General features: G+C 55.3%; 25 protein-coding genes. 14 read left to right on the forward strand and 11 right to left on the reverse strand.

Features of this window, described 5'->3' with window-relative positions:
• The first annotated feature begins 83 nt into the window (after window positions 1–83).
• Window positions 84–755 (forward strand): DUF3313 domain-containing protein, encoded by a 672-nt coding sequence (locus D4100_RS24475; RefSeq protein ID WP_119805429.1) that lies wholly within the window; start codon window positions 84–86, stop codon window positions 753–755.
• 65 nt (window positions 756–820) lie between these two features.
• On the opposite strand, the gene cysE is transcribed toward D4100_RS24475, so the two are convergent.
• The 5 genes from cysE to D4100_RS24500 all read right to left on the reverse strand — a co-directional run bounded on the left by cysE (window position 821) and on the right by D4100_RS24500 (window position 4068).
• Window positions 821–1642: a serine O-acetyltransferase gene (gene cysE, locus D4100_RS24480; RefSeq protein WP_006317731.1), complete on the reverse strand. Its 822-nt coding sequence runs from the start codon at window positions 1640–1642 to the stop codon at window positions 821–823.
• A 165-nt stretch (window positions 1643–1807) separates the two neighbouring features.
• Window positions 1808–2827, reverse strand: coding sequence for an NAD(P)H-dependent glycerol-3-phosphate dehydrogenase (gene gpsA / locus D4100_RS24485; RefSeq protein WP_006317730.1), 1020 nt, complete (start codon window positions 2825–2827; stop codon window positions 1808–1810).
• On the reverse strand, window positions 2827–3297 hold the full coding sequence (gene secB, locus D4100_RS24490) for a protein-export chaperone SecB (RefSeq protein ID WP_006317729.1): 471 nt from the start codon (window positions 3295–3297) through the stop codon (window positions 2827–2829). The genes gpsA and secB overlap by 1 nt, the downstream gene beginning before the upstream one ends.
• 59 nt (window positions 3298–3356) lie before the next feature.
• Window positions 3357–3605 (reverse strand): glutaredoxin 3, encoded by a 249-nt coding sequence (gene grxC, locus D4100_RS24495; protein ID WP_006317728.1) that lies wholly within the window; start codon window positions 3603–3605, stop codon window positions 3357–3359.
• A gap of 28 nt (window positions 3606–3633) precedes the next feature.
• A complete protein-coding gene (locus D4100_RS24500; protein WP_004953261.1) occupies window positions 3634–4068 on the reverse strand; it encodes a rhodanese-like domain-containing protein in 435 nt (144 codons plus the stop codon).
• A 297-nt stretch (window positions 4069–4365) separates the two neighbouring features.
• Here D4100_RS24500 and gpmM point away from each other — a divergent pair, with 297 nt between their 5' ends.
• Genes gpmM through D4100_RS24515 form a run of 3 tightly spaced genes read left to right on the forward strand, consistent with a single transcriptional unit; the run spans window position 4366 to window position 8222 of the window.
• Entirely contained in the window at window positions 4366–5910 is a 1545-nt protein-coding gene (gpmM, locus tag D4100_RS24505) for a 2,3-bisphosphoglycerate-independent phosphoglycerate mutase (protein WP_119805430.1), read from the forward strand.
• 9 nt (window positions 5911–5919) lie between these two features.
• Complete coding sequence (envC, locus tag D4100_RS24510; RefSeq protein WP_043912134.1) at window positions 5920–7254, forward strand: murein hydrolase activator EnvC; 1335 nt, start codon at window positions 5920–5922, stop codon at window positions 7252–7254.
• 2 nt (window positions 7255–7256) lie between these two features.
• Entirely contained in the window at window positions 7257–8222 is a 966-nt protein-coding gene (locus D4100_RS24515) for a divergent polysaccharide deacetylase family protein (protein WP_119805431.1), read from the forward strand.
• A gap of 34 nt (window positions 8223–8256) precedes the next feature.
• On the opposite strand, the gene tdh is transcribed toward D4100_RS24515, so the two are convergent.
• Together tdh and kbl are read right to left on the reverse strand one after the other, a co-directional pair.
• Window positions 8257–9282, reverse strand: coding sequence for an L-threonine 3-dehydrogenase (tdh, locus tag D4100_RS24520; protein ID WP_006320103.1), 1026 nt, complete (start codon window positions 9280–9282; stop codon window positions 8257–8259).
• Window positions 9283–9291: 9 nt separating this feature from the next.
• On the reverse strand, window positions 9292–10488 hold the full coding sequence (gene kbl / locus D4100_RS24525; protein ID WP_006320105.1) for a glycine C-acetyltransferase: 1197 nt from the start codon (window positions 10486–10488) through the stop codon (window positions 9292–9294).
• A 240-nt stretch (window positions 10489–10728) separates the two neighbouring features.
• On the opposite strand from kbl, the gene rfaD reads away from it, so the two are divergent.
• The 5 genes from rfaD to D4100_RS24550 all read left to right on the forward strand — a co-directional run bounded on the left by rfaD (window position 10729) and on the right by D4100_RS24550 (window position 15760).
• Entirely contained in the window at window positions 10729–11658 is a 930-nt protein-coding gene (rfaD, locus tag D4100_RS24530; protein WP_004953280.1) for an ADP-glyceromanno-heptose 6-epimerase, read from the forward strand.
• Window positions 11659–11680: 22 nt separating this feature from the next.
• Window positions 11681–12727, forward strand: a complete 1047-nt coding sequence (gene rfaF / locus D4100_RS24535) for an ADP-heptose--LPS heptosyltransferase RfaF (protein WP_006320106.1) — start codon at window positions 11681–11683, stop codon at window positions 12725–12727.
• 6 nt (window positions 12728–12733) lie between these two features.
• On the forward strand, window positions 12734–13705 hold the full coding sequence (gene rfaC, locus D4100_RS24540) for a lipopolysaccharide heptosyltransferase RfaC (protein ID WP_006320107.1): 972 nt from the start codon (window positions 12734–12736) through the stop codon (window positions 13703–13705).
• Entirely contained in the window at window positions 13705–14607 is a 903-nt protein-coding gene (locus tag D4100_RS24545) for a sugar glycosyltransferase (RefSeq protein WP_119805432.1), read from the forward strand. Before rfaC ends, D4100_RS24545 begins: the two co-directional genes overlap by 1 nt.
• 151 nt (window positions 14608–14758) lie before the next feature.
• The gene (locus tag D4100_RS24550) at window positions 14759–15760 is read left to right on the forward strand and encodes an O-antigen ligase family protein (protein WP_006320109.1); all 1002 of its coding nucleotides are present in this window, start codon (window positions 14759–14761) and stop codon (window positions 15758–15760) included.
• Between the two features lie 41 nt (window positions 15761–15801).
• Here the strand turns inward: D4100_RS24550 and D4100_RS24555 are convergent, their stop codons facing one another.
• The 3 genes from D4100_RS24555 to D4100_RS24565 form a co-directional block, all read right to left on the reverse strand.
• Window positions 15802–16899 carry a glycosyltransferase family 9 protein gene (locus tag D4100_RS24555; RefSeq protein WP_119805433.1) on the reverse strand — a complete coding sequence of 366 codons (1098 nt, stop codon included), beginning with the start codon at window positions 16897–16899 and terminating at the stop codon, window positions 15802–15804.
• A 66-nt stretch (window positions 16900–16965) separates the two neighbouring features.
• Window positions 16966–18057: a glycosyltransferase family 9 protein gene (locus tag D4100_RS24560; RefSeq protein WP_006320111.1), complete on the reverse strand. Its 1092-nt coding sequence runs from the start codon at window positions 18055–18057 to the stop codon at window positions 16966–16968.
• A 1-nt stretch (window position 18058) separates the two neighbouring features.
• Window positions 18059–19015 carry a polysaccharide deacetylase family protein gene (locus tag D4100_RS24565; RefSeq protein WP_006320113.1) on the reverse strand — a complete coding sequence of 319 codons (957 nt, stop codon included), beginning with the start codon at window positions 19013–19015 and terminating at the stop codon, window positions 18059–18061.
• A 212-nt stretch (window positions 19016–19227) separates the two neighbouring features.
• Here D4100_RS24565 and rfaQ point away from each other — a divergent pair, with 212 nt between their 5' ends.
• The 3 genes from rfaQ to D4100_RS24580 are packed head-to-tail and all read left to right on the forward strand — an operon-like array spanning window position 19228 to window position 22534.
• A complete protein-coding gene (gene rfaQ / locus D4100_RS24570) occupies window positions 19228–20310 on the forward strand; it encodes a putative lipopolysaccharide heptosyltransferase III (RefSeq protein WP_119805434.1) in 1083 nt (360 codons plus the stop codon).
• Entirely contained in the window at window positions 20307–21434 is a 1128-nt protein-coding gene (locus D4100_RS24575; RefSeq protein WP_006320117.1) for a glycosyltransferase family 4 protein, read from the forward strand. The genes rfaQ and D4100_RS24575 overlap by 4 nt, the downstream gene beginning before the upstream one ends.
• A 2-nt stretch (window positions 21435–21436) precedes the next feature.
• The gene (locus D4100_RS24580) at window positions 21437–22534 is read left to right on the forward strand and encodes a glycosyltransferase (RefSeq protein ID WP_119805435.1); all 1098 of its coding nucleotides are present in this window, start codon (window positions 21437–21439) and stop codon (window positions 22532–22534) included.
• 31 nt (window positions 22535–22565) lie between these two features.
• Here D4100_RS24580 and D4100_RS24585 read toward each other — a convergent pair whose 3' ends face one another.
• On the reverse strand, window positions 22566–23579 hold the full coding sequence (locus D4100_RS24585) for a glycosyltransferase family 9 protein (RefSeq protein ID WP_119805436.1): 1014 nt from the start codon (window positions 23577–23579) through the stop codon (window positions 22566–22568).
• A 125-nt stretch (window positions 23580–23704) separates the two neighbouring features.
• On the opposite strand from D4100_RS24585, the gene waaA reads away from it, so the two are divergent.
• Both waaA and D4100_RS24595 read left to right on the forward strand, forming a co-directional pair.
• A complete protein-coding gene (gene waaA / locus D4100_RS24590; RefSeq protein ID WP_006320124.1) occupies window positions 23705–24982 on the forward strand; it encodes a lipid IV(A) 3-deoxy-D-manno-octulosonic acid transferase in 1278 nt (425 codons plus the stop codon).
• Window positions 24983–25756 (forward strand): glycosyltransferase family 2 protein, encoded by a 774-nt coding sequence (locus tag D4100_RS24595; RefSeq protein WP_006320125.1) that lies wholly within the window; start codon window positions 24983–24985, stop codon window positions 25754–25756.
• Window position 25757 lies beyond the last annotated feature (1 nt).

Below are 25757 nucleotides of genomic sequence, written 5' to 3' on the forward strand. Positions count from 1 at the left end.
GTCTGGCCCCAAAACATTCGCTACAACAGAGGATAATGAGCTATGTTTTGTAAGGGTAATAGACATTCATCATAGGAAATCGTATGAAAAAAAAACGCTTGAGCGTTGCCATGGCAGTGCTGGCAACAGGCCTGTTGTTGGCGGGCTGTTCGTCTAAAGTAGCAAATAAGCAGCAGTATTCAGGTTTTCTGAGCGATTACAGCAAGCTGCAGGAAACCGAATCGGCCACCGGCCATAAAACGCTGCGTTGGATCGATCCTACCTTTAAAGAATCCAATTACCGTGGCGTCTATTTTTCTCCTGTGACCTATTACCCGGCGGCCAAACCGACGGCACGCGTCAACCAGGATACGCTGAACAAAATCAAAGACTACGCCAATCTGCGAATCAACGCCGCACTGAGCGAGCGAATGACCGTGCTGCAAAGCCCGTCAGGACCGCGCGTGCTGCTCGCCAAGGTGGCGATCACCGCCGTGTCGGCTGAAAATGAAGATATGAAGTTCTATGAAGTGACCCCGGTTACCGCAGTGATCGCCAGCACCATGGCCGTCAGCGGCCACCGCACGCAAAACACCACGCTGTTCCTCGAAGCGCAACTGATCGATCAAGATACCGGCAAAACGGTGATGGAAGTGGTGCGCAAGGGCTATGGCAAGACCGTCAGCAATGACTCCGCGCCGGTGACGGCGAACGAGGTCAAAGCGGCAATCGATAACATGGTTACCGATATCGTAAAATTCCCGAAACAGGGTTAATTCTCTGGCGGAAAACATCGGGGGAGCAAAAAGCTCCCCCGATGTTATGCATCAGCAAACCGGTTTTAAATGCCGTCGCCGTATTCAAAACCCTGGTTAGTGCCGTTGAAGTACTGATCCATATCCATCGCAGGCGTATCGCTTTCCGGCCGGCCCACGATACGCGCCGGTACCCCGGCGGCAGTGGTATGCGGCGGTATCGATTGCAACACTACCGAGCCAGCACCGATTTTTGCACCTTTGCCCACCTCGATATTGCCGAGAATTTTAGCCCCGGCGCCAATCATTACGCCTTCGCGGATCTTCGGATGACGATCGCCGCTGGTTTTACCGGTACCGCCAAGGGTGACCGACTGCAGGATAGATACGTCGTTTTCTACTACTGCGGTTTCACCAATAACGATGCCGGTGGCATGGTCGAGCATAATGCCGCAGCCGATGGTAGCCGCTGGGTGGATATCCACGCCAAAGGCGACCGAAATCTGATTTTGCAGGTAAATCGCCAACGCCTGACGCCCCTGCAGCCACAACCAGTGGCCGATACGGTAAGCCTGTAGCGCATGGAAACCTTTCAGATACAGCAGCGGCGTCGAGTATTTATCTACCGCCGGGTCGCGCAGGCGTACCGCCAGAATATCGCGCGCAGCCGAGACGATCATCTGCTTATCGGCAAGGTAGGCGTCTTCCACCACTTCACGCACCGCAATAGCCGGCATAATCGGGTTTGCCAGCTTGTTTGCCAGAATATAGCTGAGCGCACTGCCCAGGTTTTCATGCTTGAGCAACGTCGCATGGAAAAAGCTAGCCAGCATCGGTTCACACTCAGCCAGCTCTCTCGCTTCTGATTTGATGCTCTTCCAGACCTGCTCTAACTCTTCTGACGACATCAGGTTCCTCTCCACCTTGCAAAACAGGCTGCCCCACCGCATCACGGTCAGGCAGCCCAAATCAATCGCCGGGTCAGCATGCTGCCCTGCATATCGGTTTTATACTTGCCGCCTCTCAGGCCCAGCCGTTGTTGGCGGTGGCCTGAAATCCCCGGGGTATGGAGATCAGACGCTGTACTTTTCGTCTTTTTTGGTACGCCCCAACAGGCTCAACGCAGCTTCCCGGGCATTTTTATGGCAGTACAGCACCTGATAAATCTGCTCGGTAATCGGCATTTCCACACCGTGCCGTTGCGCCAGCGCCAACACCTCTTTGGTATTACGGTAGCCTTCGACTACCTGACCGATGCTGTCTTGCGCTTCTTGCACGCCTTTTCCCTGCCCCAGCATAATACCGAAGCGGCGGTTGCGCGATTGATTATCGGTGCAGGTCAGCACCAGATCGCCCAAACCGGCCATGCCCATGAAGGTAGACGGATCGGCGCCCAGCGCGGAACCGAGGCGGCTCATTTCCGCCAGGCCACGGGTAATCAATGCTGTACGCGCATTGGCGCCAAAGCCGATGCCGTCCGACATCCCGGCACCGATGGCAATCACGTTCTTCACCGCCCCACCCAACTGCACGCCGATAAAATCGGGGTTACTGTAAACGCGGAAGCTTTTGCCGCAGTGCAGCAGCTGTTGCAGATCTTCAGCGAACTGAGTATCGGTGGAAGCCAGCGCAATCGCGGTCGGCAGCCCAGCGGCCAGCTCTTTGGCGAACGTTGGCCCTGAGACCACCGCCAGCGGGATATCATCGCCCAGCACTTCTCGCGCCACGTCCTGCAGCAGCCGGCCGGTTTCCGCTTCCAGCCCTTTGGTCGCCCACACGATGCGGGCATCCGGGCGCAGATGCGGTTTCAACTGGTGCAATACGTCACCGAACACATGGCTTGGCACCACCACCAGCACATCGCGGCTGGCAGCCAGCGCACGTGCCAAATCGGCTTCGAGCAACAGCGTGTCGGGGAAGGCAACGTCGGGAAGAAACGCCTGGTTGCAGCGGTCGCGCTGCAATTTTTGAATTTGCTCGGGGTTATGCCCCCACAGCACCACGGGGTGGCCGTTACGCGCCAGCGTAATGGCTAATGCGGTGCCGTACGAGCCGGCACCGATAACAGTCATTGAAGCATTGACGGTGTTCATCAGGCATCCTGATGTGGTGCGGCACCTTCGCCTTCCGACTGCTGTTGCAGATAGTTCATGAACAACGCGTCGAAGTTAACCGGTGCCAGGTTCAACTGCGGGAATGTGCCGCGAGAAACCAGGCTGGTGATGCACTCACGCGCATACGGGAACAGAATGTTCGGGCAGTATGCGCCCAGGCAATGCGCCAGCTGCGTACCGTCGATGCCTGCAACAGAGAAGATGCCCGCCTGCTGCACTTCACACAGGAACGCAGTTTCTTCGCCCAGAGACGCAGTCACGGTTACGCGCAGTACAACTTCATACACTTCGTCAGCCAGTTGGCTGGAAGCGGTATCTAGATCCAGTTTAACTTCTGGCTGCCATTCCTGCTGGAAAACCTGCGGAGCGTTTGGCGCTTCGAAGGAGATATCCTTGGTGTAAATGCGCTGAATCTGGAAAGCCATCTCTGTGCTGTTTTGTTCTGACATGTGTGTAATACCCTTGGTTAAACGTCCTTATTGACACTCAGTAACCGGCAGCGGCCCGTTTAAAGCAACGGATCCAGACCACCACGAGCATCGAGTTCATATAAATCATCGCAGCCGCCGATGTGTTGGCCATCGATGAAAATCTGAGGCACGGTGGTGCGCCCACTGCGCGCAATCATCGCTTCGCGTTTTTCATTATCGCCATCAATGGCGATTTCGTTAAACGCAGCGCCCTTATCGTTCAGCAGCGCTTTGGCGCGATGGCAGAACGGGCAGGTCGCTTTGGTGTAGATATCAATGTTAGCCATGGATTACCACCTCAAATACGTTAAAGAATTACTTACCGCGCACTAACGGCAGGTTTTCCCCGCTCCAGCCGGCAATACCGTCTTTCAGCATGGCCACGTTTTCAAAACCGGCCTTGCTCAGGTTTTCCGCCGGCTCGCGGGACGCGGTGCCGTTGGCGCAAACCACGATGATCGGCTGAGCCTTGTGTTTTTCCAGTTCGCCCAGGCTGCCGCTTTTGATTTCACTCGCCGTCAGGTTGATGGCATTGGCCAGGTGGCCTTTACGGAAATCATCACGGCTGCGGGTATCAACCACCACCGCATCTTCTTTATTAATCAGGCGGGTGGCTTCACCACGAGCGATCTCTTTCACCTTGGAGAAACGGCTTTTGAACGTCATGACGATCACGGCAACGAGCAAGCCAATCCAAGCCAGGCTCAGTATGGGATGCTTGCTAACGAATTGCATAATTTCTTGCAGCATGGGGTGTAACAACTCCCGTCAGTTAAGGGAAAAATAAGTCAAGGCTCCAGAGTATACCTGCCGAGTGCGGCAAATACAGCCAATAAGCAAACGCTATTGCAGAAACTGCGGGGTACGCTGAGAAATTGCCGGCGTCAGAGCATAAAAGCCGGCCTTGTTCGCCGCAACTTTGATCTCTCGGGGCTCTTTTTAATCGTACGCGTTGTAAAATCAGGCGGTTTTAGGGTGAATAGCCATCATTCCGGCTGTGGGCCGATGGCTATTCACATCTTAAAAGTTCATAACGAGGTTAATGTAATGTCGAGTAACAAAAAGCCGATGGTGCTGGTGATTCTGGACGGCTACGGCCACCGGGAGGAGCAGCAGGACAATGCCATTCTGAATGCCAAAACGCCGGTGATGGATCGCCTGTGGCAACGGCAGCCCCATACCCTGATTGCCGCTTCAGGTCTGGATGTTGGCTTGCCTGACGGCCAGATGGGCAACTCGGAGGTCGGCCACGTCAACCTGGGCGCCGGGCGCATCGTTTATCAGGATTTGACCCGACTGGACAAAGAAATCAAGGACGGCGACTTTTTCGCTAACCCAACGCTGACGGCGGCGGTCGACAAGGCAGTGCGGGCAGGCAAAGCGGTGCATATCATGGGCCTGCTGTCGCCGGGTGGCGTGCACAGCCACGAAGACCATATTTTGGCCATGATTGAACTGGCCGCTCAACGCGGCGCGAAAGCCGTGTACCTGCACGCCTTCCTGGACGGTCGCGACACCCCGCCACGTAGCGCAGAAAACTCGCTGCAGCGCTTTAGCCACGCCTTTGCCAAACTGGGCACCGGACGCATAGCCTCACTGATTGGCCGCTATTACGCCATGGACCGCGACAACCGCTGGGACCGCGTCCAACTGGCTTATGATCTGCTGACTCAGGCTCAGGGCGACTACGTGACCGATAACGCCGTTGCCGCTCTGCAGGCCGCTTATGAGCGTGGCGAAAACGACGAGTTCGTGAAACCGACCGTGCTCCAGGCCGCCGGTGAAGCCTCGGCCGCTCTGCAAGATGGCGACGCGCTGATTTTCATGAACTTCCGCGCCGATCGCGCGCGCCAGATCGTTCGCGCCTTCGTGAATGCCGATTTCGACGGATTCCCTCGCGCCAAGATTGTGAGCTTCGGCGATTTCGTGATGCTGACCGAATACGCCGCCGACATCAAAACCCCTTGCGCCTACCCGCCGGCGTCGTTGAGCAACACCTTCGGCGAATGGCTGATGAAATACGACAAAACCCAGTTGCGCATCTCGGAAACCGAAAAATACGCGCACGTCACTTTCTTCTATAACGGCGGTGTGGAAGAGCCGTTCAAAGGCGAAGAACGCGTGTTGATCGACTCGCCTAAGGTCGCCACCTACGATCTGCAACCGGAAATGAGTTCGGCCGAGCTGACCGACAAACTGCTGAGTGCCATCAGCAGCGGCAAATACGACGCCATTATCTGCAACTACCCGAACGGCGACATGGTGGGCCATACCGGCGTCTATGACGCGGCGGTGAAAGCGGTCGAAACCCTCGATAGCTGCATCGCGCAGGTCGTGGAGGCCGTTAAGGCCGCCGACGGGCAACTGTTGATCACCGCCGATCACGGCAACGCCGAACAAATGCGCGATCCGGCCACCGGCCAGGCACATACCGCCCATACCAGCCTGCCGGTGCCGCTGATTTACATCGGTAAGCCTGCTCACGCGGTCAGCGGCGGCAAGCTTTCCGACATCGCGCCAACCATGCTGGCGCTGATGGGAATGGAAATCCCGAAAGAGATGACTGGTAAGCCGCTGTTCATCGTGGAATAATCCTTCTCCATGAGGGAGAAGGCGTTTTTTGCACTATCAAGGGTAACCCGAAGCGCAAACGCAGGCAGCCAGTCGCTGCCTGAACGCACCGCGCCAAGGAAGTTGACCGCCATGTGCGCCAGCGTATTTTGCGCTGGCGTCTTGCTGTTGCCGTTAGCCGGACAGGCGGCGGAAGACAACAAATCCCAGCTCAAAGATATCCAGCAAAGTATCGCCGAAAAAGAAAAGGCGGTTAAACAGCAGCAGCAACAACGCAGCTCATTGCAGGATCAGCTTAAGCAGCAGGAAAAAACCATCGCACAGGCCAGCCGCCTGCTGCGTGGCACCCAAGGCACGCTGAGCCAACTGGGGAAAGACATTTCCGGCCTGAATACCTCCATCGCCAAGCTGCAAAAGCAGCAGTCCACTCAGCAAGAGATCCTCGCCAAACAGCTCGACGCCGCTTTCCGTCAGGGGCAACACAGCGCAGTGCAACTGATCCTCAGCGGTGAGGAGAGCCAACGCAGCGAGCGTATTCTGGCTTACTTCGGCTATCTGAACGAGGCGCGTCAGCAAACCATCGAAGAGCTGAAGCAAACCCGCGCCGAGCTGGCAAAGCAAAAAACCACGCTGGTGGCCAAACAGGGTCAACAGAAATCGCTGCTGGGCGAACAGCAGACGCAACAGCAGAAGCTGGAGCTGGCACGTGGCGCACGTAAAAAAACCCTGACCGCACTGGAAGCCTCACTGGAAAAAGATCAGCAGCGGCTGGTGGAACTGCGTCAGAACGAAACCCGCATGCGCGATAAAATTGCCCGTGCTGAACGCGAAGCCCGCGCCCGTGCCGAACGCGAAGCGCGTGAGGCCGCCAAGGTGCGTGAGCAAGTGCGCGCCAAAGAACAGCAGGCGAAGAAAACCGGCACCAGCTACAAACCCAGCGAAGCCGACCGCTCGCTGATGGCCCGTACCGGCGGCCTCGGCAGACCGGGCGGACAGGCGATATGGCCGGTTCGTGGCCGCACCTTGCACAGCTTCGGTGAACAATTGCAGGGTGAGTTACGCTGGAAAGGCATGGTGATCTCGGCCGCCGAAGGCAGTGAAGTAAAAGCCATTGCCGACGGTCGCGTATTGCTGGCCGACTGGCTGCAAGGCTACGGTCTGGTGGTGGTGGTCGAGCACGGTAAGGGCGACATGAGTCTGTATGGCTATAACCAGAGCGCGTTGGTCAATGTCGGGGCGCAGGTCCGCGCCGGCCAGCCGATAGCCTTGGTCGGTACCAGCGGAGGTCAGGGAACGCCGTCGCTTTATTTCGAAATCCGTCGTCAGGGTCAGGCGGTTAACCCACTACCGTGGTTGGGAAGATAGATTTGCGCTATATCAAAACCCGTACTGTCGTATTGATTGGCTGTCTGCTGCAGGTTTGCGCCGCGCAGGCGGGGAAGTTGTCCATCGTTATCGATGACGTGGGTTATCGGCCACATGAGGAAGACGCCGTGCTGCAAATGCCGACGGCGATCTCCGTTGCCGTGCTGCCCAACGCCCCCCACGCCCGTTTAATGGCCACCCGCGCCCACAGCCAGGGCCGCGAAGTACTAATCCATATGCCTATGGCTCCGCTCAGCAAACAGCCGCTGGAGCGCGATACGCTGCAGCCCTCCATGAGCAGCGAAGAGATCCAGCGCATCATGCGCAATGCGGTGAATAACGTGCCTTACGCGGTGGGGATGAACAACCACATGGGCAGCGCCATGACCTCCAGCCTGCCGGGTATGCAGAAAGTCATGCAGGCGCTCGAAAGCTACCGTTTGTATTTTCTCGATAGCATGACCATCGGCAATAGCCAGGCCACCCGCGCCGCCGCAGGCACCGGAGTGAAGGTCATCAAACGCAAGGTATTCCTGGACGACACAGCCAACGAGGCCGATATTCGCCGCCAGTTCAATCGCGCGGTCGAGTTGGCACGGCGCAACGGCTCCGCCATCGCGATTGGCCACCCGCGCCCGGCAACGGTGAAGGTGTTGCAGCAAATGCTGCCGACGCTGCCGGCCGATATCGTGCTGGTGAAACCCAGCTCGCTGCTGAATGAACCCCAGGGTAACAATGGTGGCGGCAGTTACGTTCCACCACCGGTCAAGCCGCAGAAACCACAGCCGAAGAACCCGTTCACCGGCGGTATCAAACAGTGCAAGGTCAAATTGCCGAAGGAAAAAGTCAACGCAGGCAAAGCGATAAGCGTGATCAGCGAAAGCGTGGCACAATCATCGGCGGCAGAGTTTATCAAGCGCCAGTGGCATCGCTGGACCGACTCAGCGCCAGACAAACCGAAAGCATAAAATCAGGGCCGGAAAATTCCGGCCCTTTTTATCGTCAGTCCCAGCTCAAAACCACTTTTCCGGACTGTCCGGAACGCATGGCGTCAAAACCCTGCTGGAACTCATCGATCGAGAAACGGTGGGTGATGATAGGCGTCAGATCCAGACCAGACTGGATCAGCGCCGCCATCTTATACCAGGTCTCGAACATCTCACGGCCATAAATCCCTTTGATAAACAGCCCTTTGAAGATCACCTGATTCCAGTCGATCGACATATCCGACGGCGGAATGCCCAGCATGGCGATACGCCCGCCGTGGTTCATCGCATTCAGCAGCGTACGGAACGCCGGTGGTGCGCCGGACATTTCCAACCCCACGTCGAACCCTTCGGTCATACCCAGTTCGGTCATCACGTCGTTCAGGTTTTCTTTGCTGACGTTCACCGCACGGGTCACGCCCATTTTACGCGCCAGTTCCAGTCGGTATTCGTTAACGTCGGTGATCACTACGTGGCGGGCGCCAACGTGCTTGCACACCGCCGCGGCCATAATGCCTATCGGGCCGGCGCCGGAAACCAGCACGTCTTCACCAACCAGATCGAACGACAGCGCCGTATGCACCGCATTGCCGAACGGGTCGAAGATTGATGCCAGCTCATCGGAAATATTGTCCGGGATCTTGAAAGCGTTAAACGCCGGGATCACCAGGTATTCAGCAAACGAGCCCGGGCGGTTCACGCCCACGCCAATGGTGTTGCGGCACAGATGAGTGCGGCCGCCACGGCAGTTACGGCAGTGCCCGCAAGTGATGTGGCCTTCGCCGGAAACGCGGTCGCCGACGTTAAACCCTTTAACTTCCTGTCCCATGGCGACCACTTCACCCACGTACTCGTGGCCGACCACCATAGGTACCGGAATGGTTTTCTGCGACCATTCATCCCAGTTATAAATATGAACATCGGTGCCGCAGATTGCGGTTTTACGGATTTTAATCATGATGTCGTTATGGCCCAGCTCCGGCTGAGGCACATCGGTCATCCAAATCCCTTCTTCCGCTTTCAGTTTTGACAATGCTTTCATGGTTTTACCTTATGCAATAACGCCAAGATCCTTACCGATACGAATGAACGCCGCGACCGCACGTTCAATTTGCTCCGGGGTGTGGTCAGCAGACATCTGGGTACGGATGCGCGCCTGGCCTTTCGGCACCACCGGATAGAAGAAACCGGTCACATAAATGCCTTCCTTGAGCAGCGCGTTGGCGAACTCCTGCGCCAGCTTTGCTTCACCCAACATCACCGGGATGATGGCGTGATCGGCCCCGGCCAGCTCAAAGCCCGCCGCGGTCATTTTTTCGCGGAACAGGCTCGCATTGGCCCACAGGCGATCGCGCAGCGCATCGCCCTGCTCCAGCAGTTCCAGCACTTTGATCGAAGCGGCGACAATCGCCGGTGCCAGCGAGTTGGAGAACAAATAAGGCCGCGAACGCTGGCGCAACCACTCCACCACCTCTTTTTTCGCCGCGGTATAACCGCCGGAAGCGCCGCCCAGCGCTTTGCCCAGGGTGCCGGTAATGATGTCGACGCGGCCCATCACTTCACAATACTCATGGGTGCCACGCCCATTGGCGCCAACGAAACCTACCGCATGAGAATCATCCACCATCACCAGCGCCTGATACTGGTCCGCCAGGTCGCATACCCCTTTCAGGTTGGCGATCACGCCGTCCATGGAGAACACGCCGTCGGTAGCGATCATGATGTGGCGCGCGCCATCGGCCTTGGCCTGTTTCAACTGCGCAGCCAGTTCGTTCATGTCGTTATTGGCATAGCGGTAACGCTTCGCCTTGCACAAACGTACGCCATCGATGATCGACGCGTGGTTCAGCGCGTCGGAGATAATCGCGTCTTCCGGCCCAAGCAGCGTTTCGAACAGCCCGCCGTTGGCATCGAAGCAAGAGGAATACAGGATGGCGTCTTCCATACCGAGAAAATCGGCCAATTTCCGCTCCAGCTGCTTATGGCTATCCTGGGTACCGCAAATAAAGCGTACCGACGCCATGCCGAAACCGTGGCTGTCCATACCGGCCTTGGCCGCCGCGATCATCGCCGGATGGTTAGCCAGGCCAAGGTAGTTGTTGGCGCAAAAATTGATCACATGGCGGCCGTCGGCAACGGCGATATCAGCCTGCTGAGCGGTGGTGATAATGCGCTCTTCCTTGAACAACCCTTCGCTACGGGCGGTTGCAAGCTGTTGTTCCAACTGCTGATAAAAAGACGCGGACATTCGGTTATCTCCAGGATGGGTCTGTTTTCCACATATTTTACTGATTTGTAACCAAACTGACGACAATACACAGGAGAGAATATGAAAATTGCAGCAGATATCACGGCAAAGTGCTTTGATGCTCGACATCGCGGGATATTCAGAGCCCGTCCGATGTTTGCAGCGGCATGAAATGCTATTATAAGCGACATTGAGCGTGGGGCACCCTGTCCCACCGGGCAGAATAATAGGGGTAACCCAATGATTATCGTTACTGGTGGCGCCGGCATGATCGGCAGCAATATCATTAAGGCGCTGAATGACACAGGGTATCGCGATATCCTGGTGGTAGATAACCTGAAAGACGGCACCAAATTCGCCAATCTGGTCGATCTGGATATCGCCGACTATATCGATAAAGAAGATTTTATCGCCAACATCGTGGCCGGTGACGATCTGGGTGAAATCGACGCGGTGTTCCATGAAGGTGCCTGTTCATCTACCACCGAGTGGGATGGCAAGTACATGATGGACAACAACTATCAGTACTCCAAAGACTTGCTGCATTATTGCCTGGATCGCGAAATCCCGTTCCTGTACGCCTCATCGGCAGCCACCTACGGCGGCCGTGAAGAATTTATCGAAGAGCGCCAGTTTGAAGAGCCGCTGAATGTGTACGGTTACTCAAAATTCCTGTTCGATCAGTACGTGCGTGAAATTCTGCCTGAGGCGGATTCACAGATCTGCGGCTTCCGTTACTTCAACGTTTATGGCCCGCGCGAAGGCCACAAAGGCAGCATGGCCAGCGTTGCATTCCACCTGAATAGCCAGATCAACCGCGGCGAGAACCCGAAACTGTTCGACGGCAGCCAGGACTTCAAGCGTGACTTTATCTACGTCGGCGACGTGGCGGCGGTAAACCTGTGGTTCTGGAAAAGCGGCGTGTCCGGCATCTTCAACTGCGGCACCGGCCGTGCAGAAACCTTCCAGGCGGTAGCCGACGCGGTAGTCGATTTCCACCAGAAAGGCGCGGTGGAAAATATCCCGTTCCCGGAAAAACTCAAAGGCCGCTACCAGGCGTTTACCCAGGCTGACCTGACCAAGCTGCGCGCTGCCGGCTATGATGCGCCGTTCAAAACGGTCGCCGAAGGCGTGAAAGAGTACATGGCCTGGTTGAACCGCACCGCTTAAGCTGAAGGAAATCATTCAGGGTATGAAAATACTGGTTATCGGCCCTTCGTGGGTTGGCGATATGATGATGTCGCAAAGTCTCTACCGCACCCTGAAGGCCGAGCACCCGACAGCGGAAATAGACGTGATGGCACCCGCCTGGTGCCGTCCGTTGCTGGCGCGTATGCCGGAGGTCAATCAGGCTCTGTCGATGCCATTAGGCCACGGCGCGCTGGCGCTCGGTGAACGCCGCCGTCTGGGGCGCGCGCTGCGCGCCAACGGCTACGATCGCGCGTACGTGCTGCCCAACTCGTTCAAATCCGCGCTGGTGCCGTTCTTTGCTCAGGTGCCGCAGCGTACCGGTTGGCGTGGCGAAATGCGCTACGGCCTGCTGAATGATCTCCGGGTGCTGGACAAGGCGGCCTTTCCTCTGATGGTACAGCGCTATGTGGCGCTGGCTTATGACAAGCAACGCATTCAGCGTGCCGAAGATCTGCCGCAGCCGTTGCTGTGGCCGCAGTTGAAGGTGAGCGATGAAGAAATTGCCGAAACCACCGCGGCCTTCAACCTGACCGATCACCGGCCGATTATCGGTTTCTGCCCGGGGGCCGAATTTGGCCCGGCCAAACGCTGGCCGCACTACCACTACGCCCGGCTGGCCCAGATGCTGATCGACCAGGGTTATCAAATCGCGCTGTTTGGCTCGGCCAAGGATCACGAAGCGGGCGAACAAATCCGCGCGGCGCTGGATGACGACGCCCGAGTATTTTGTATGAATCTGGCCGGAGAAACCCAGCTGGAACAGGCTGTGATCCTGCTGGCGTCCTGCCAGGCGGTGGTCAGCAACGACTCAGGCCTGATGCACGTTGCCGCGGCTTTGAATAAGCCGCTGATAGCCTTGTACGGGCCAAGCAGCCCGGACTTCACGCCGCCGCTGTCCGATAAAGCCAAAGTTATCCGCTTAATCAGTGGTTACCATAAGATACGCAAAGGCGATGCCGATCAGGGTTACCATCAGAGCCTGATCGATATTCAGCCACAGCAGGTGTTGGACGCGCTGACGCCGTTACTTGCCGCCAGCGAGGAATAAGTAAGCATGCAGGTGTTGATTGTAAAAACCTCCTCGATGGGAGACGTGCTCCATACGTTACCGGCGTTGACCGACGCCATGCGGGCGATTCCCGGCATCCGCTTCGATTGGGTGGTGGAGGAAGGGTTCAGCCAGATCCCCACCTGGCACCCGGCAGTAGACCGCGTGATCCCGGTGGCGATCCGCCGCTGGCGCAAAAACTGGTTTGGCAGCGAGACCCGTCAGGAGCGTTGCGATTTTAAACGTCTGGTGCAGGAGCGCACCTACGACGTGGTGATCGACGCCCAGGGGTTAATCAAAAGCGCCGCATTGATCACCCGCATCGCCAAAGGCAGCAAGCACGGCCAGGATGCCAAGAGCGCCCGCGAACCCTTTGCCAGCTGGTTCTACAACCACCGTCATGACATCGATAAACAGCAGCACGCCGTGGAGCGCACCCGTGAGCTGTTTGCCAAAAGCCTGGGTTATGACAAGCCGGAAAGCTACGGCGATTACGCCATTGCGGCGCGCTTTCTCAGTCACCTGCCGGCCGACGCCGGGCAATACCTGGTGTTTTTGCACGCGACGACCCGCGACGAGAAACATTGGCCTGAGTCGCACTGGCGTGAACTGATTGAACTGATGGCGCCAAGCGGGCTGAAGCTCAAATTGCCGTGGGGCGCGGAACACGAACGCCTGCGCGCGCTGCGTTTGGCGGAAGGCTTCCCGCATGTTGAAGTGCTGCCAAAACTCAGTCTGCAACAGGTAGCCGAGGTGCTGGCAGGCGCGAAAGGCGTAGTCTCGGTCGACACCGGTCTCAGCCACCTGACCGCGGCGCTCGACAGGCCTAACATCACGCTGTTCGGCCCGACAGATCCGGGATTGATCGGCGGTTATGGGCAAAATCAATATGCCTGCCGACCAGAGTCTGGTAACAGTATGGCGGCGATCCCCGCGCAAAAAGTCGCGGCATTGATTCACGACAGGATGCCGGTGTAATGGGAACCTTTTTCAAGCAAATATATCGTTATACGCATGCCAGGCCCTTTCGGCATAACGAAAATCTCTGGCCATACGTAAAGATTAAGCGCGCCGCCAGCGGGGAAATCGTCGCGCTGCATTACAAACGACAACGGGTGCCGATGGTGCAACTGGCTACGCTGCAGGGGCATTTTTCCGGTGATATCCTGTTGACGGCTACCGGCCCGTCAGTGAAAAACCTTTGCCTGGAAAAATTCCCCCCGATGCCGGCGATGGGAGTCAACGGTGCCTACTCCTTGCAAGACCGCGTCGACTTTAGATTCTATGTCATTGTGGATATGGGATTTATCGACCAGAAACCGGAAATCATCGGCCGTATTATCGCGGACGATCGGCTAACGTTGTTCACCACGGTGCACGGCGTGGCGAAAATCATCGACAGATTCACCCTGGAGCAGGTGAAGTGCCGTTTCGCCGTAATCGAAGACGCCGCATTTAAAATTTATCGGCCCAGAATTAGCCATGATGAACTGTGGACGGCTTACCGCGATAATAGCGACGTCACTTTTGCCGATGACCGAAAAGACATCGCGTTTAATCATGATATTCGCAGCGGCATCTTTGATGCCGGCACCGTTATTTACTGGGCGCTGCAGATCCTCACCTTCCTCGGCTTCAAGCGATTGTTTATCATCGGCCTGGACATGAATAATTTCCAACAACCGCGTTTTTATGAAGCCGCAGAGAATAAGCTTTCCACCGATTTGGAGAGCAAAGTTGACGACCTGGTAATACCGTCATTTCGCCATGCCAGCTTTCAAATGAAAGCAAAAGATATCGCCATAAAAAACCTTTCTGTAACCAGCGCAATCAGCAATGATATTTTCGAGAAGGCCGATCCTGATGCATTATTCAAGTAATGCTTTTCATCCGAAAAAGCTATACGTCTTGTTTTTTCTACTTTTTTCTTTTTTCAGCGCCATATTCTGCGGCTTTACCAGAGTTAATAATCTGTTCCACCTTTCGGCGATTCTATTCATTATCACGCTGTATCTCGATAAAGATCTGCGGATGTCGTTTTTCCGCCATAGGGAAACACGCTGGGGGCTGGCGCTCATTGGTGCGATGTTGCTCTACTTTGCCTGCAGTAATCTGTGGACAGACGACCCAGGAAATATCGAGTCGACCCTGACGCACAGTATTTATCTGTTGCTGTATTTGGGCATGCTGATCACCGTTCTGAGCGGGCCTCAGCGTAATCTGCTGTTGATCAGCATAGTAATGGGATTAACGATCCTGTGTCTGTACACATTATGCTTTGACTACCAAGACATTCTGATTAACAGAGCGGTATCAAAAAACAATCCTGGCCCCGAGAATGTGATTGATCTGGCGGGATTGGCCGGGATTGGCGTGATACTCAGCCTGATCGCTTTTCGCGAAAAAAAGAACGCAACGATCCTGATCGCCATCCCGATACTGTTCGGTACCATGCTGCTCACCCAAAGCCGTGGCCCGGTGCTTTCATTACTGATCGCGCTGCTGATAACGCTACCCTTCAAGCAACTGAAGCTGAAGCATCTGGCTTGTTTTGTGATTGCTCTGGCCATCGTGGCTGCGGCAGTGCTGATCTCGCCCATCGGGCATTTGTTCCTCACCCGCTTTGAAGAAATGTATGTGCAGAGCTTCCTGCGTTTGAGTATCTGGCGACACACCTTCGAACTGGTGAGCCAGGCACCGTATTTTGGTTACGGCTTCAATTATGAGTTGGATTTTACCAACTATTCTGGCGAACATATTCGCACCACGCACAGCCTTTACTGGGGCGCTTTGCTGAAGGGGGGAATCGTCGGGTTGGGCTTGCTGTTGGCTGTCTTGAGCTACTGCGGCTCCCTGGTCGTGCGCCACATGCGCAGCGGTATGCGGCTTGAGGCTGCGTTGTTCATTTTCATGCTGCTGTTCTATTCCTCACAGGGCATGTTCATGATCGGTAACCCGGCAGAATTCTGGTACCTGTTCTGGTTCACGTTAGGCGTCGCCATAACGCCCAAACTGAAACTACAGACCTGTTGACCGATCGTCAGTGCCACCTCTTCGGGTGGCACTTTTATGCCTTAGAGGGCCACTTCTCGCCGCGGAGAGCACTCATTTTCCATCAATGCAATCTGCTCACCAATCTGCTGATTGATAACCTCAACCGGCACATCGCTCACGTTTTCCTTTTCCGTCACGATCTGCACCGCATTGCCATAGTTGGGTGACCAGATAACATGACCTGGCAGGCCGGTATCTTTAAGTTTTCGCTGGTTATAAATGGCAACCAGACGCTTGTTGAAAGCACAGGCCATATGCACGATCGACGTATCGGGTGAAATAATCAAATCCGCTCTTTTAACAATTTCTACGGCCGTGTTTACGGTGCTGCCGGGGATGTAAATGCAGTCAGCCATGTTAAGGGCGGCGACCTTGCTTTCCTGTCCAATAAGAACAATCAGCGAATTTTTAGCCCGCGATTTTATGAGGCTGATGATGTCCTGCGTTTGCTGGCGGGATAAATCCTTGTCCTCGGAGCCGGTGAAAGGATTGATGGCAATAAGAGCGTTGTAGTGCAATCCGGCCAGAGCAGCGCTGACTTTATCGACCGACGCCGATGTGGGCTCCAGATCATAGCAATATTCCGCGCAACCCACGCCCAGCAAACGCAGCACCCGTTTATGCCGTTCAGTGATGTGCGTATCAGCGTCCAGGAAATCAATTGAGGTGTCATACATTGGATAACCTTGTTTGTTAAAACCAATGGCATGTCTGGCACCAAGCTTATAAATTAATCGGCAGCGCTCATAAGTGGTGACGTCATCAAAATCAATCACCACATCAAAATGCTGTTTTTTCAGCGCCCTCAGCGACTCTCGTCGTTGATAAATATAAAATTTTGCAATGTGCTTTACGCCGGACAACATATTTTTGCAGGCCTCCCCGGAAAGGACAGAAACCTGATGGCCAGAGTCAGCGAGTTTCTTTATAACCCCGGTGGCAACCACCATATCGCCTATTTTATCATCCAGACGTAACAACAAGACTTTCTTTGCGCTTGCAGGTTCAAAGCTGCGGTTGCCCCTTTTCCTCATAAGGCACCAGGAAATGAGCAGCCGCAACTTTACCTTTCTCAGTAAAAGGTTTTTTACCCGAGTAACTTTGCCAAATAGCTTCATCGTTGATAACTCATTTTTTTGGCAGTCATGCCTTCCCTTGCATCGATCAATAAAACCGACGTTTTTTTATTCGACAACTATTCGCAACACTCTTTCCATCACTTCTTCGCTGCTGATAATGCTCAAAGGCTGATGACGTTGTTCTTCACTGAGGTTCTGCGTATCTATCGGCACATACATTACCTGATGCAACTCGGTGTTCTGATAGGGCCCGGTTTGCTTCGGATTCGCCGTCACGAACAGGCTGACGGTTTTGGTTTTCAGCGCAATGGCCAGATGCAGCGGCCCGGTATCGCCGGTAACCAGCACCTCCATATTTTTCATCACCGCCAACAGTTGCGGCAACGTAGTTTTACCAATATGGCTGATAACCCGGGTTTGCTCTTCCGCCGTCAACCCTGCCATAAACTCATGCTCAATCGCCTTTTCTTTCGGCGTGCCAATCAGGGCTATCTGGTAATCCGGCGAACGGGCCAACAGCTTTTTGGCCAATCCGACAAACCGGCTGACCGGCCAACAACGCAAGGGTTCGGACGCGCCCATCTGGAACCCAATCACCACCTTGCCTGGCTGTTTTTCCTGCAACGGGAAATCTACCGGGATAAACATTTCCCGGTTTTGCGTATCGCAACCCAACTGCCCCACCAGGTCCAACTTGCGCTGAATCAGATGGCCTTTTCCACGGGTGCTGGTGCCGGTGAGCCATTGCTCCATGCCGGTCAGATCGTTTTTATACGCATCTTTAAACAGATATTCGCAGCCGGAAAATATAGCGGTGATCACATCATAAGGGGCTTTGGAATGCAGAATCACCGCCAACTGCGGCCGATTTTTCTTTAGCCGGCAGATGACGCTGAGCATATCCTTGGCTTTATGATCCCAATAAATGACGTCGTCAAAATAGCGGCTGGTACCCACCAGGCCGCCGTTCTTATAGCTGGAGATCAGCGTGATTTTTGCTGCAGGGTAGCGTTCACGTATGGCGCGGATGGCAGGCGTATTGAACATCAAATCGCCCAACGCGGTAGTTGAGAAGATGGCGATACGGTCAAACTCGCGTTTTTTGTCGAACGTGTATTTATCTTTAAAATTACTGCCAAGGTTCGTATAAAGCCGCAGACAGGCATTCGCCAGCTTTACTTTCCATTGCTTCGACATTTCAGTTCACTTTAAGTTGATAGTACTCGGCTAGCGTCATACCCACCGTACGCTGTTGCAGCCAGGCGAACAGTTGCTCCAAATCGCGGTACAGCACTTCAATATCCTGCTCGGTTTTAAACGTCGGGCTGCCGCCGGGCATAAACTCGGAAGAGTGCAGCATAAATTCAACGTAGTCATGCCCCTGCGCCAAACAACGCTCAGCCACCCGCTGCATTTTTTCCAGATTGCCGCCGCTTGGCCGCAGCCAGTTTACCGACGGTGAACGCTGCTTGCCGCGCAACCGATCATAGCCCTGCTTGATCGTATTCATCAGCGCCGAATGCTTATACTGGATGCTCATCGGCACTTCCAGCAGCGTTGAAGCCCCCGTTTCGGCGATATTTTCCGGATCGATAAAATACGCCCGTGACGGGAAGTGCCGGTAGTCGGTGCCACCTTTCCCTTGCGGGTTGCCCGGTGAATATTGCCAGTTGACGCGTGGCGTGACCGAGCAATCTACCTGATAACCGTATTCCAGCAACAACGCCGCATAGTACTCGTTAAACGCCCAGCGCCCGGCGCGGTGGCTGAGCATTTTGGTCTGGAAAGCATCTTCCAGCAGCTTGGTCATATGATCGACCTTGGCGCGAATTTGATCGGCCGGGTATTCGATCAGATAAGGTTTGTGTCGCCAGTCATCGTCAGTCAACGGCGTCAGAGGCGGGCTGTTCCAGGCATGCAGGTGCATTCCTACTTCCCCGGTACCGCGCGCAATCACATCGCGGGCAAACTCGACATATTCGGCGTCTACCGCCATTTCATAGTTGGTGAGGTACACCGGCTTGAAGCCATATTTCTCACACAACGCCTGAAAGCGCGGCAAAAAGCGCGTGTTTTCGGTCGAGATGCGATCGTGGTTTTGCCACAGATTGTCGCCTTCGGTATCAATAGTGATGAGAAATGCCGGTTTAGTCATAAATATCGGGCCTGATATCAACAGATATGCATTATGTTACGCAGGGCGTTTCGCCAGGGCAAACGACTTTACTGCCTGATTTGGACAACGTTGAAGGCCTTTTGTCTCTCCTCCACGCTATTTTTTCACTTCGCGGCAAGAAAACCGTGCAACAGTAGCCACATGCGATCGGGTCATTTAGAATCAAAGATTGGTTTCCCTGAAAGCGACTCATGATGAACGACGCGCCAGCCCTAGCTCCTGATACCTCAATACAGCGTATTCTGATCGTTAAGCTTCGCCATCACGGCGACATGTTGCTGACCACGCCGGTGATCAATACCCTGCAGCAAAACTACCCGCAGGCGCAGATCGACGTGCTGCTGTATAAAGAAACCCAGGATATGCTGGCCAGCCACCCGGCGCTGTCGAATATCTTCGTTATCGATCGCCAGTGGAAAAAACAGGGTACGAAAGCCCATTTGCGCCACGAGCTTAATCTGATCCGGCAACTCAAAGGCCAAGGCTACGATCTGGTGGTCAATCTGGCCGATCAGTGGCGTAGCGCCATTATCGCCCGCCTGACCGGAGCGCGTATTCGACTGGGGTTCGATTTCCCCAAGCGGCGAGGCTTCTTATGGCGCCATTGCCACACGCATTTGGTGCCGGTAAGCGATCACGCGCGGCTGCATACCGTTGAGCAAAATCTGTCGCTGTTACAACCGCTCGGCCTGCCCGCCCTCAGCCAGCAGGTGACCATGAGTTATCCGCCGCAGGACTGGCAGACCTGCGAACAGTTGTTACGGCAACAGGGCATTAGCGGCGATTATATCGTGGTACAACCCACCTCCCGCTGGTTTTTCAAATGCTGGAGCGAAGAAAAAATGGCCGCCACCGTCAGCGCGTTGCAGGCCGACGGCCACCGGTTGGTGATCACCTCGGGGCCGGACACAAAAGAGCGGGAAATGGTGGAGCGCATTCTGGCACTCTGTCCCCCGCAGGGCGTAGTTTCGCTGGCCGGCCAGTTAACGCTGCGTCAGCTTGCCGCCCTGATCGACCACGCTAAACTGTTTATCGGTGTAGATTCGGTGCCCATGCACATGGCCGCTGCACTGCAGACACCCTGCATTGCACTGTTTGGTCCTTCCAAGCTGGTGTTTTGGCGCCCATGGCAGGTTAACGGCTGCGTGATATGGGCCGGCGACTTCGGCACCTTGCCCGATCCCGACGCCATCAATACCGGCACTGATGAACGTTACCTGGACCTTATACCTACAGACGCGGTGATTGCAGCCGCGCGGAGCCGGCTAGCATGAAAGCATTTCGTTTGGCGATCGTTCGTCAGAAGTACCGCCCGGACGGTGGAGCGGAGCGTTTCGTCTCACGCGCCCTGGAAGCGCTGGAGCAGCAGGATCTCGATCTGAACGTTATCACCCGCGAATGGCAGGGTGACACCCATCCGAACTGGCATATTCATTTGTGCAATCCGCTAAAGCTTGGACGCATCAGCCGTGAACGCGGCTTTGCCGAGGCCGCCAGAGCGCTATGGCAGAAAGAGAAATTCGATCTGGTGCAGAGCCACGAACGCATTCCCGGCTGCGATATTTACCGCGCCGGTGATGGCGTGCACCGCCGCTGGTTGTTGCAGAGGGCGCGCTTGTTGCCCGAATGGCGCCGCAAATGGCTGTTTTCCAACCGCTATCACCGTTACGTAATGTGTGCGGAACGTGCGATGTATGCCGCGCCGGAGCTGAAAGCGGTCATCTGCAACGCAGAAATGATTAAGCAGGAGATCATCGACGACTTTGGGGTACCGGCCGATAAAATCACGGTGATCTACAACGCCATTGATAATCAAAAATTTCTGCCCGCCACGCCCGATCAGCGGCAGCAATTACGTCGGCAATACCAGATCCCTCAACAAGCGCATTGCCTGATTTTCGTTGGCTCCGGCTTTGAACGTAAAGGGCTGACCGCCGCCATCCGCGCCGTCGCGTCTACAGACAGCTATCTGCTGGTCGTCGGTAAAGACAAGGCTGAAAAACGCTATCAGACGCTGGCACAATCGCTGGGATGCGGCGATCGGGTGCGGTTTATGGGCGTGCAAAAACAGACGCTGCCGTTCTATCAGGTGGCTGATGCTCTGCTGCTGCCCACACTGTACGACCCGTTCCCCAATGTGATTCTGGAGGCGATGTCCTGCGGTCTGCCTGTCATCACCAGCACCACCTGCGGTGGCGCGGAATTTATCGCCCAGGGAGAAAACGGCTTCGTAACCGATGCGCTGGATGTTCCCGCCCTGGTCGCGGCGATCAAGGCACTGCCTCGTCAGGCATTGGGCTCGCCTATGGGCGAAGCCGCGAGGTTGCGTATTATGTCTGCCACCCCGGCGCACCTGTCGGAACAGTTGATCTCCCTCTATAACCGGCTGCTGGATTAACGATGCGTATTCTGATGATTATCGACGGCCTGCCCGGCGGCGGCGCAGAAAAAGTGGTGCTGACGCTGTGCCAGGGCATGCAGCAAATGGGCAATGACGTCAGCCTGATTTCGCTTCGCGACGTCTGTAACTACCCTATCCCTCCTGGCGTTCATTATCAGGTGGTGGCGGATCGCAGCCGCTCACCCTGGCGCAAACTGACCGAACTGTCACGCCGCGCCGCCGCGCTGGATCGGGTGATTGCCGACAACGAACGCCGGCAGGGCGCCTATGATTTGGTGTTCTCGAACCTGCATAAAACCGATCGCATCGTCAGCCGCAGCAAGCTGCTCTCTTCGGATCGCCTGTGGTTTTGCATCCACGGCATGCTATCGACCTCTTATCTCGGTCATCGCAAGGGCCTGGATCGTTGGTTGAAACAGCGGAAAATCGCCGGCGTTTACCAGGGCCAAAATATCGTTGCCGTCTCAAAAGCCGTCGGTGAAGATCTGCAACAAAACCTGCCTATCCACCCGAACCGATTGGCTGTAATCAACAATCCGTTTGATATTGCCGCCATCGAACAACAGGCGGCGGAACCCTGTGAACTGGCGGGTCAGGAGTATCTGGTGCATGTCGGGCGCTTTCATCCGCACAAGCGGCACGATCGCCTGCTGAAAGCCTATGCGCAATCGGGCATCCAGGCGCCGTTGGCACTGATTGGCGCCGGCAGCGAAGCCAACGTAGGGGAAGTGAAACAGCTGGCAAGCCAACTGGGCATCGCCGACCGCGTACTGTTCCTCGGTTTCCAGGCCAACCCTTATCCGTTTATTCGGCACGCGTCGTTGTTGGTGCTCAGTTCCGACAGCGAAGGCTTTGGCAATGTGCTGGTGGAAGCGTTGCTATGCGGTACGCCGGTGGTCAGTACAGGCTGCCCGGGTGGGCCTGCGGAAATTCTGGAAAATGCCGGAATGGGTAACGCACTGGCGGAACTCAATGAAAAATCGCTGGCAGAAAAAATGGCGGAAATTTACGCCCAACCGCCTGAAATTAATCACCAACAGTTACTGAGCTACGGGCTTGAATCTATTTGCCAGAGCTATTTGGCACTTAAAAAATAAATAAGGCAGGGAATTCCTGCCTTTATTTTAATTAATCGAACGTTTTTATTTTCTGCCAGACATCATCAACAGTGACATCAATGCAATCACCCGACTCGGTTTGCAGAATGTGATAACGCCCAGTCCATGGATGCCAGGATTCTTTATTCGTATCGCCAAAGAACACCACCATATCTTTATTCAACGCCGCGGCCAGATGCATCTGCCCGCCGTCGCTGCACAACACCCTGTCGCATAAATCAAAACCGGCGAGTAATTCCCGCACCGAGGCCGTAGGATAAAGCGCGATATGTTCATTCTGACACAGCGCCAACAGCTGTTCTGCACGTTTTTGGTCACCAATATCATCAGGCGTCAGCGTGCCTTGCGGGGACCAGAAGATCAGCACTGCGGTGTTTTGATCGGCGACTAAGCGATTGATAATTTCGGCATAGCGTTCTATCGGCCAGCGTCGTTTAGGGCTGCGACTGCTGATATGGACCGCGCAAACTCGCCCGACCGGCGGCAAGAGTTTTTGCATACGCTGCGCTGCCTGTTGGCGTTCTTCCGGGGTCAGGAACACGCGGACCGGCGGGATCGGGATACGCTGTTCGGTAATCGCCGATAAGTAGCTGTAGGTATGTTCTACCTGATGCTTGCCGCTGAAATCTTGCTTGCGGAAAGGATGATGAATATCAGACGTGCCTAAATCTGCGCCAATAATATTGCTTACCCCCGCCATTTTCGCCAAACGCAGGCTGTACTTGCAAGGAACCGGATTGGCCAGAATCGCCGCGTCGAACTTTATTTTACGCAGCTTAAGAAAAATCATCAGACGTTCAAAATAAACCCCTAATGTGGTTTCATTTTTCGTCTTGTGCTTTGCCTTTTTATAGACAAAAACCTTTTCAAGGTGCGGGTTATTTTTAACGACATCCTGGCTGACTTTATTGATTAACAGATAAAGTTTGGCATCCGGATAGGCAATTTTCACCCCTTCAATCAGAGGAGTCGTACAAACAAGATCGCCAATATTGTCACGGCGAATAATTAAAATATTCTTCATTCCAAGCCTATCAGCGAAATCTCTCGCCTGTTGTCTGAAACTGACACCAAAGGTTACCAAATTAGCGCCTTTCCCTTCCGGTTATGGTACTATTCTGACTAACCCATATAAATGAAATTGATAGAATGTTGCTGCGTTTATATCAGGTACTACTCTACCTCATCCAACCCCTGATCTGGCTCCGCTTACTGCTGCGCAGCCGCAAAGCTCCAGCCTACCGTAAACGCTGGGCAGAACGCTATGGCTTCTGCGCCGGAAAAGTGGTGCCGGGCGGCATCATGCTGCACTCCGTCTCCGTGGGGGAAACGCTGGCCGCCATCCCGTTGGTCCGCGCACTGCGCCACCGCTATCCCTATTTACCGATTACTGTGACCACGATGACGCCAACAGGTTCAGAGCGCGTTCAGTCCGCTTTCGGTAAAGACGTTCATCATGTTTATCTGCCTTACGACCTGCCCGGTTCCATGCGCCGTTTCCTCGATCAGGTGAACCCCAAGCTGGTTATCATCATGGAAACCGAGCTGTGGCCAAATCTGATTAACGCGCTGCACCAGCGTCAGATCCCGCTGGTGATCGCCAACGCACGCCTTTCTGCCCGCTCTGCGGCCGGTTATAAAAAAATCGGCGGTTTTGTCCGCGACATGCTGCGCCGCATTACGTTGATCGCAGCGCAAAATCAGGAAGATGGCGAACGCTTCATCGAACTTGGCCTGAAGCGCTCACAGCTGACCGTGACTGGCAGCCTGAAATTCGACATTTCCGTCACTCCCGAGCTGGCTGCACGCGCGATCACGTTACGCCGCCAGTGGGCACCGCGTCGCCCGGTGTGGATCGCGACCAGCACCCATGAAGGTGAAGAAACCATTCTGCTGGCGGCGCACCGCAAGTTACTGGAAAAGCACCCCGACCTGCTGCTGATTCTGGTGCCGCGTCATCCTGAACGTTTCCCTACCGCCAAAGAACTGGTGCAGAAAGCCGGTTTCAGCTACACCCTGCGCAGCAGCGGTGAAATCCCCTCCGGCAGCACCCAGGTGGTGATTGGCGATACCATGGGCGAACTGATGCTGCTGTACGGCATTGCCGATCTGGCCTTTGTCGGCGGCAGCCTGGTAGAACGCGGCGGGCATAATCCGCTGGAGGCCGCCGCACACGCAATTCCGGTACTGATGGGGCCGCATATCTTCAACTTCAAGGATATCTGCGCCAAGCTGTCGCAGGCCGAAGGGCTGATCACCGTGACCGACGAAGACTCTCTGGTCAAGGAAGTCGCCACCCTGCTCACCGACGAAGACTATCGCCGCTATTACGGCCGCCACGCAGTGGAAGTGCTGTATCAGAATCAGGGAGCGCTGCAGCGCCTGCTGCAACTGCTGGAACCGCACCTGCCGCCACGGAGCCATTAAATGAGCGACCGCAAAAGCCTGTCGGTGGTGATCATCGCCAAGAACGAAGCCGGGCTGCTGCCGGATTGTCTGCACTCTGTGGCCTGGGCGGACGAAGTGGTCATTCTCGATTCAGGCAGCCAGGATGACAGCATCGCCATTGCCGAAAGCCTCGGCGCCAAAGTGTTCGTCCATACCGACTGGCAGGGCTTCGGCAAACAGCGCCAACGGGCCCAAAGCTACGCCAGCCACGACTATATTCTGATGCTCGACGCCGATGAGCGCGTCACGCCTGAACTGCGCCAGTCAATTGAACAGACGTTGGCCGCACCCGACGACAATCAGGTCTACAGCTGTGCGCGTCGCAACCTGTTCCTTGGGCGTTTTATGCGTCACAGCGGCTGGTATCCGGATCGCGTCAACCGGCTGTACGCCAACCGACGCTTTCGCTATAACGACGACCTGGTGCATGAATCGCTCAATATAGGCACCGCGAAAGTGGTCCCCCTCAGCGGCGATCTGCTGCACCTGACTTGTCGTGACTTTTTCGCCTTCCAACGCAAACAGCTGCGTTATGCCGAAGAATGGGCCAATCAGCGTCATCAGGCCGGCAAGCGCTGCGGTTATTCCTCAATACTGACCCATACTCTCGGCGCCTTTTGCAAAACCTGGCTGCTGCGCGCCGGCTTCCTCGACGGTAAACAGGGGTTGCTGTTAGCCGTGGTCAACGCGCAATATACCTTCAATAAATATGCCGCATTGTGGGCATTGGGCCGCAACTCTTCAGAGAAGTGAA

This window comes from Serratia inhibens (genome assembly GCF_003591175.1).
Taxonomy (GTDB): Bacteria; Pseudomonadota; Gammaproteobacteria; order Enterobacterales; family Enterobacteriaceae; genus Serratia; species Serratia inhibens.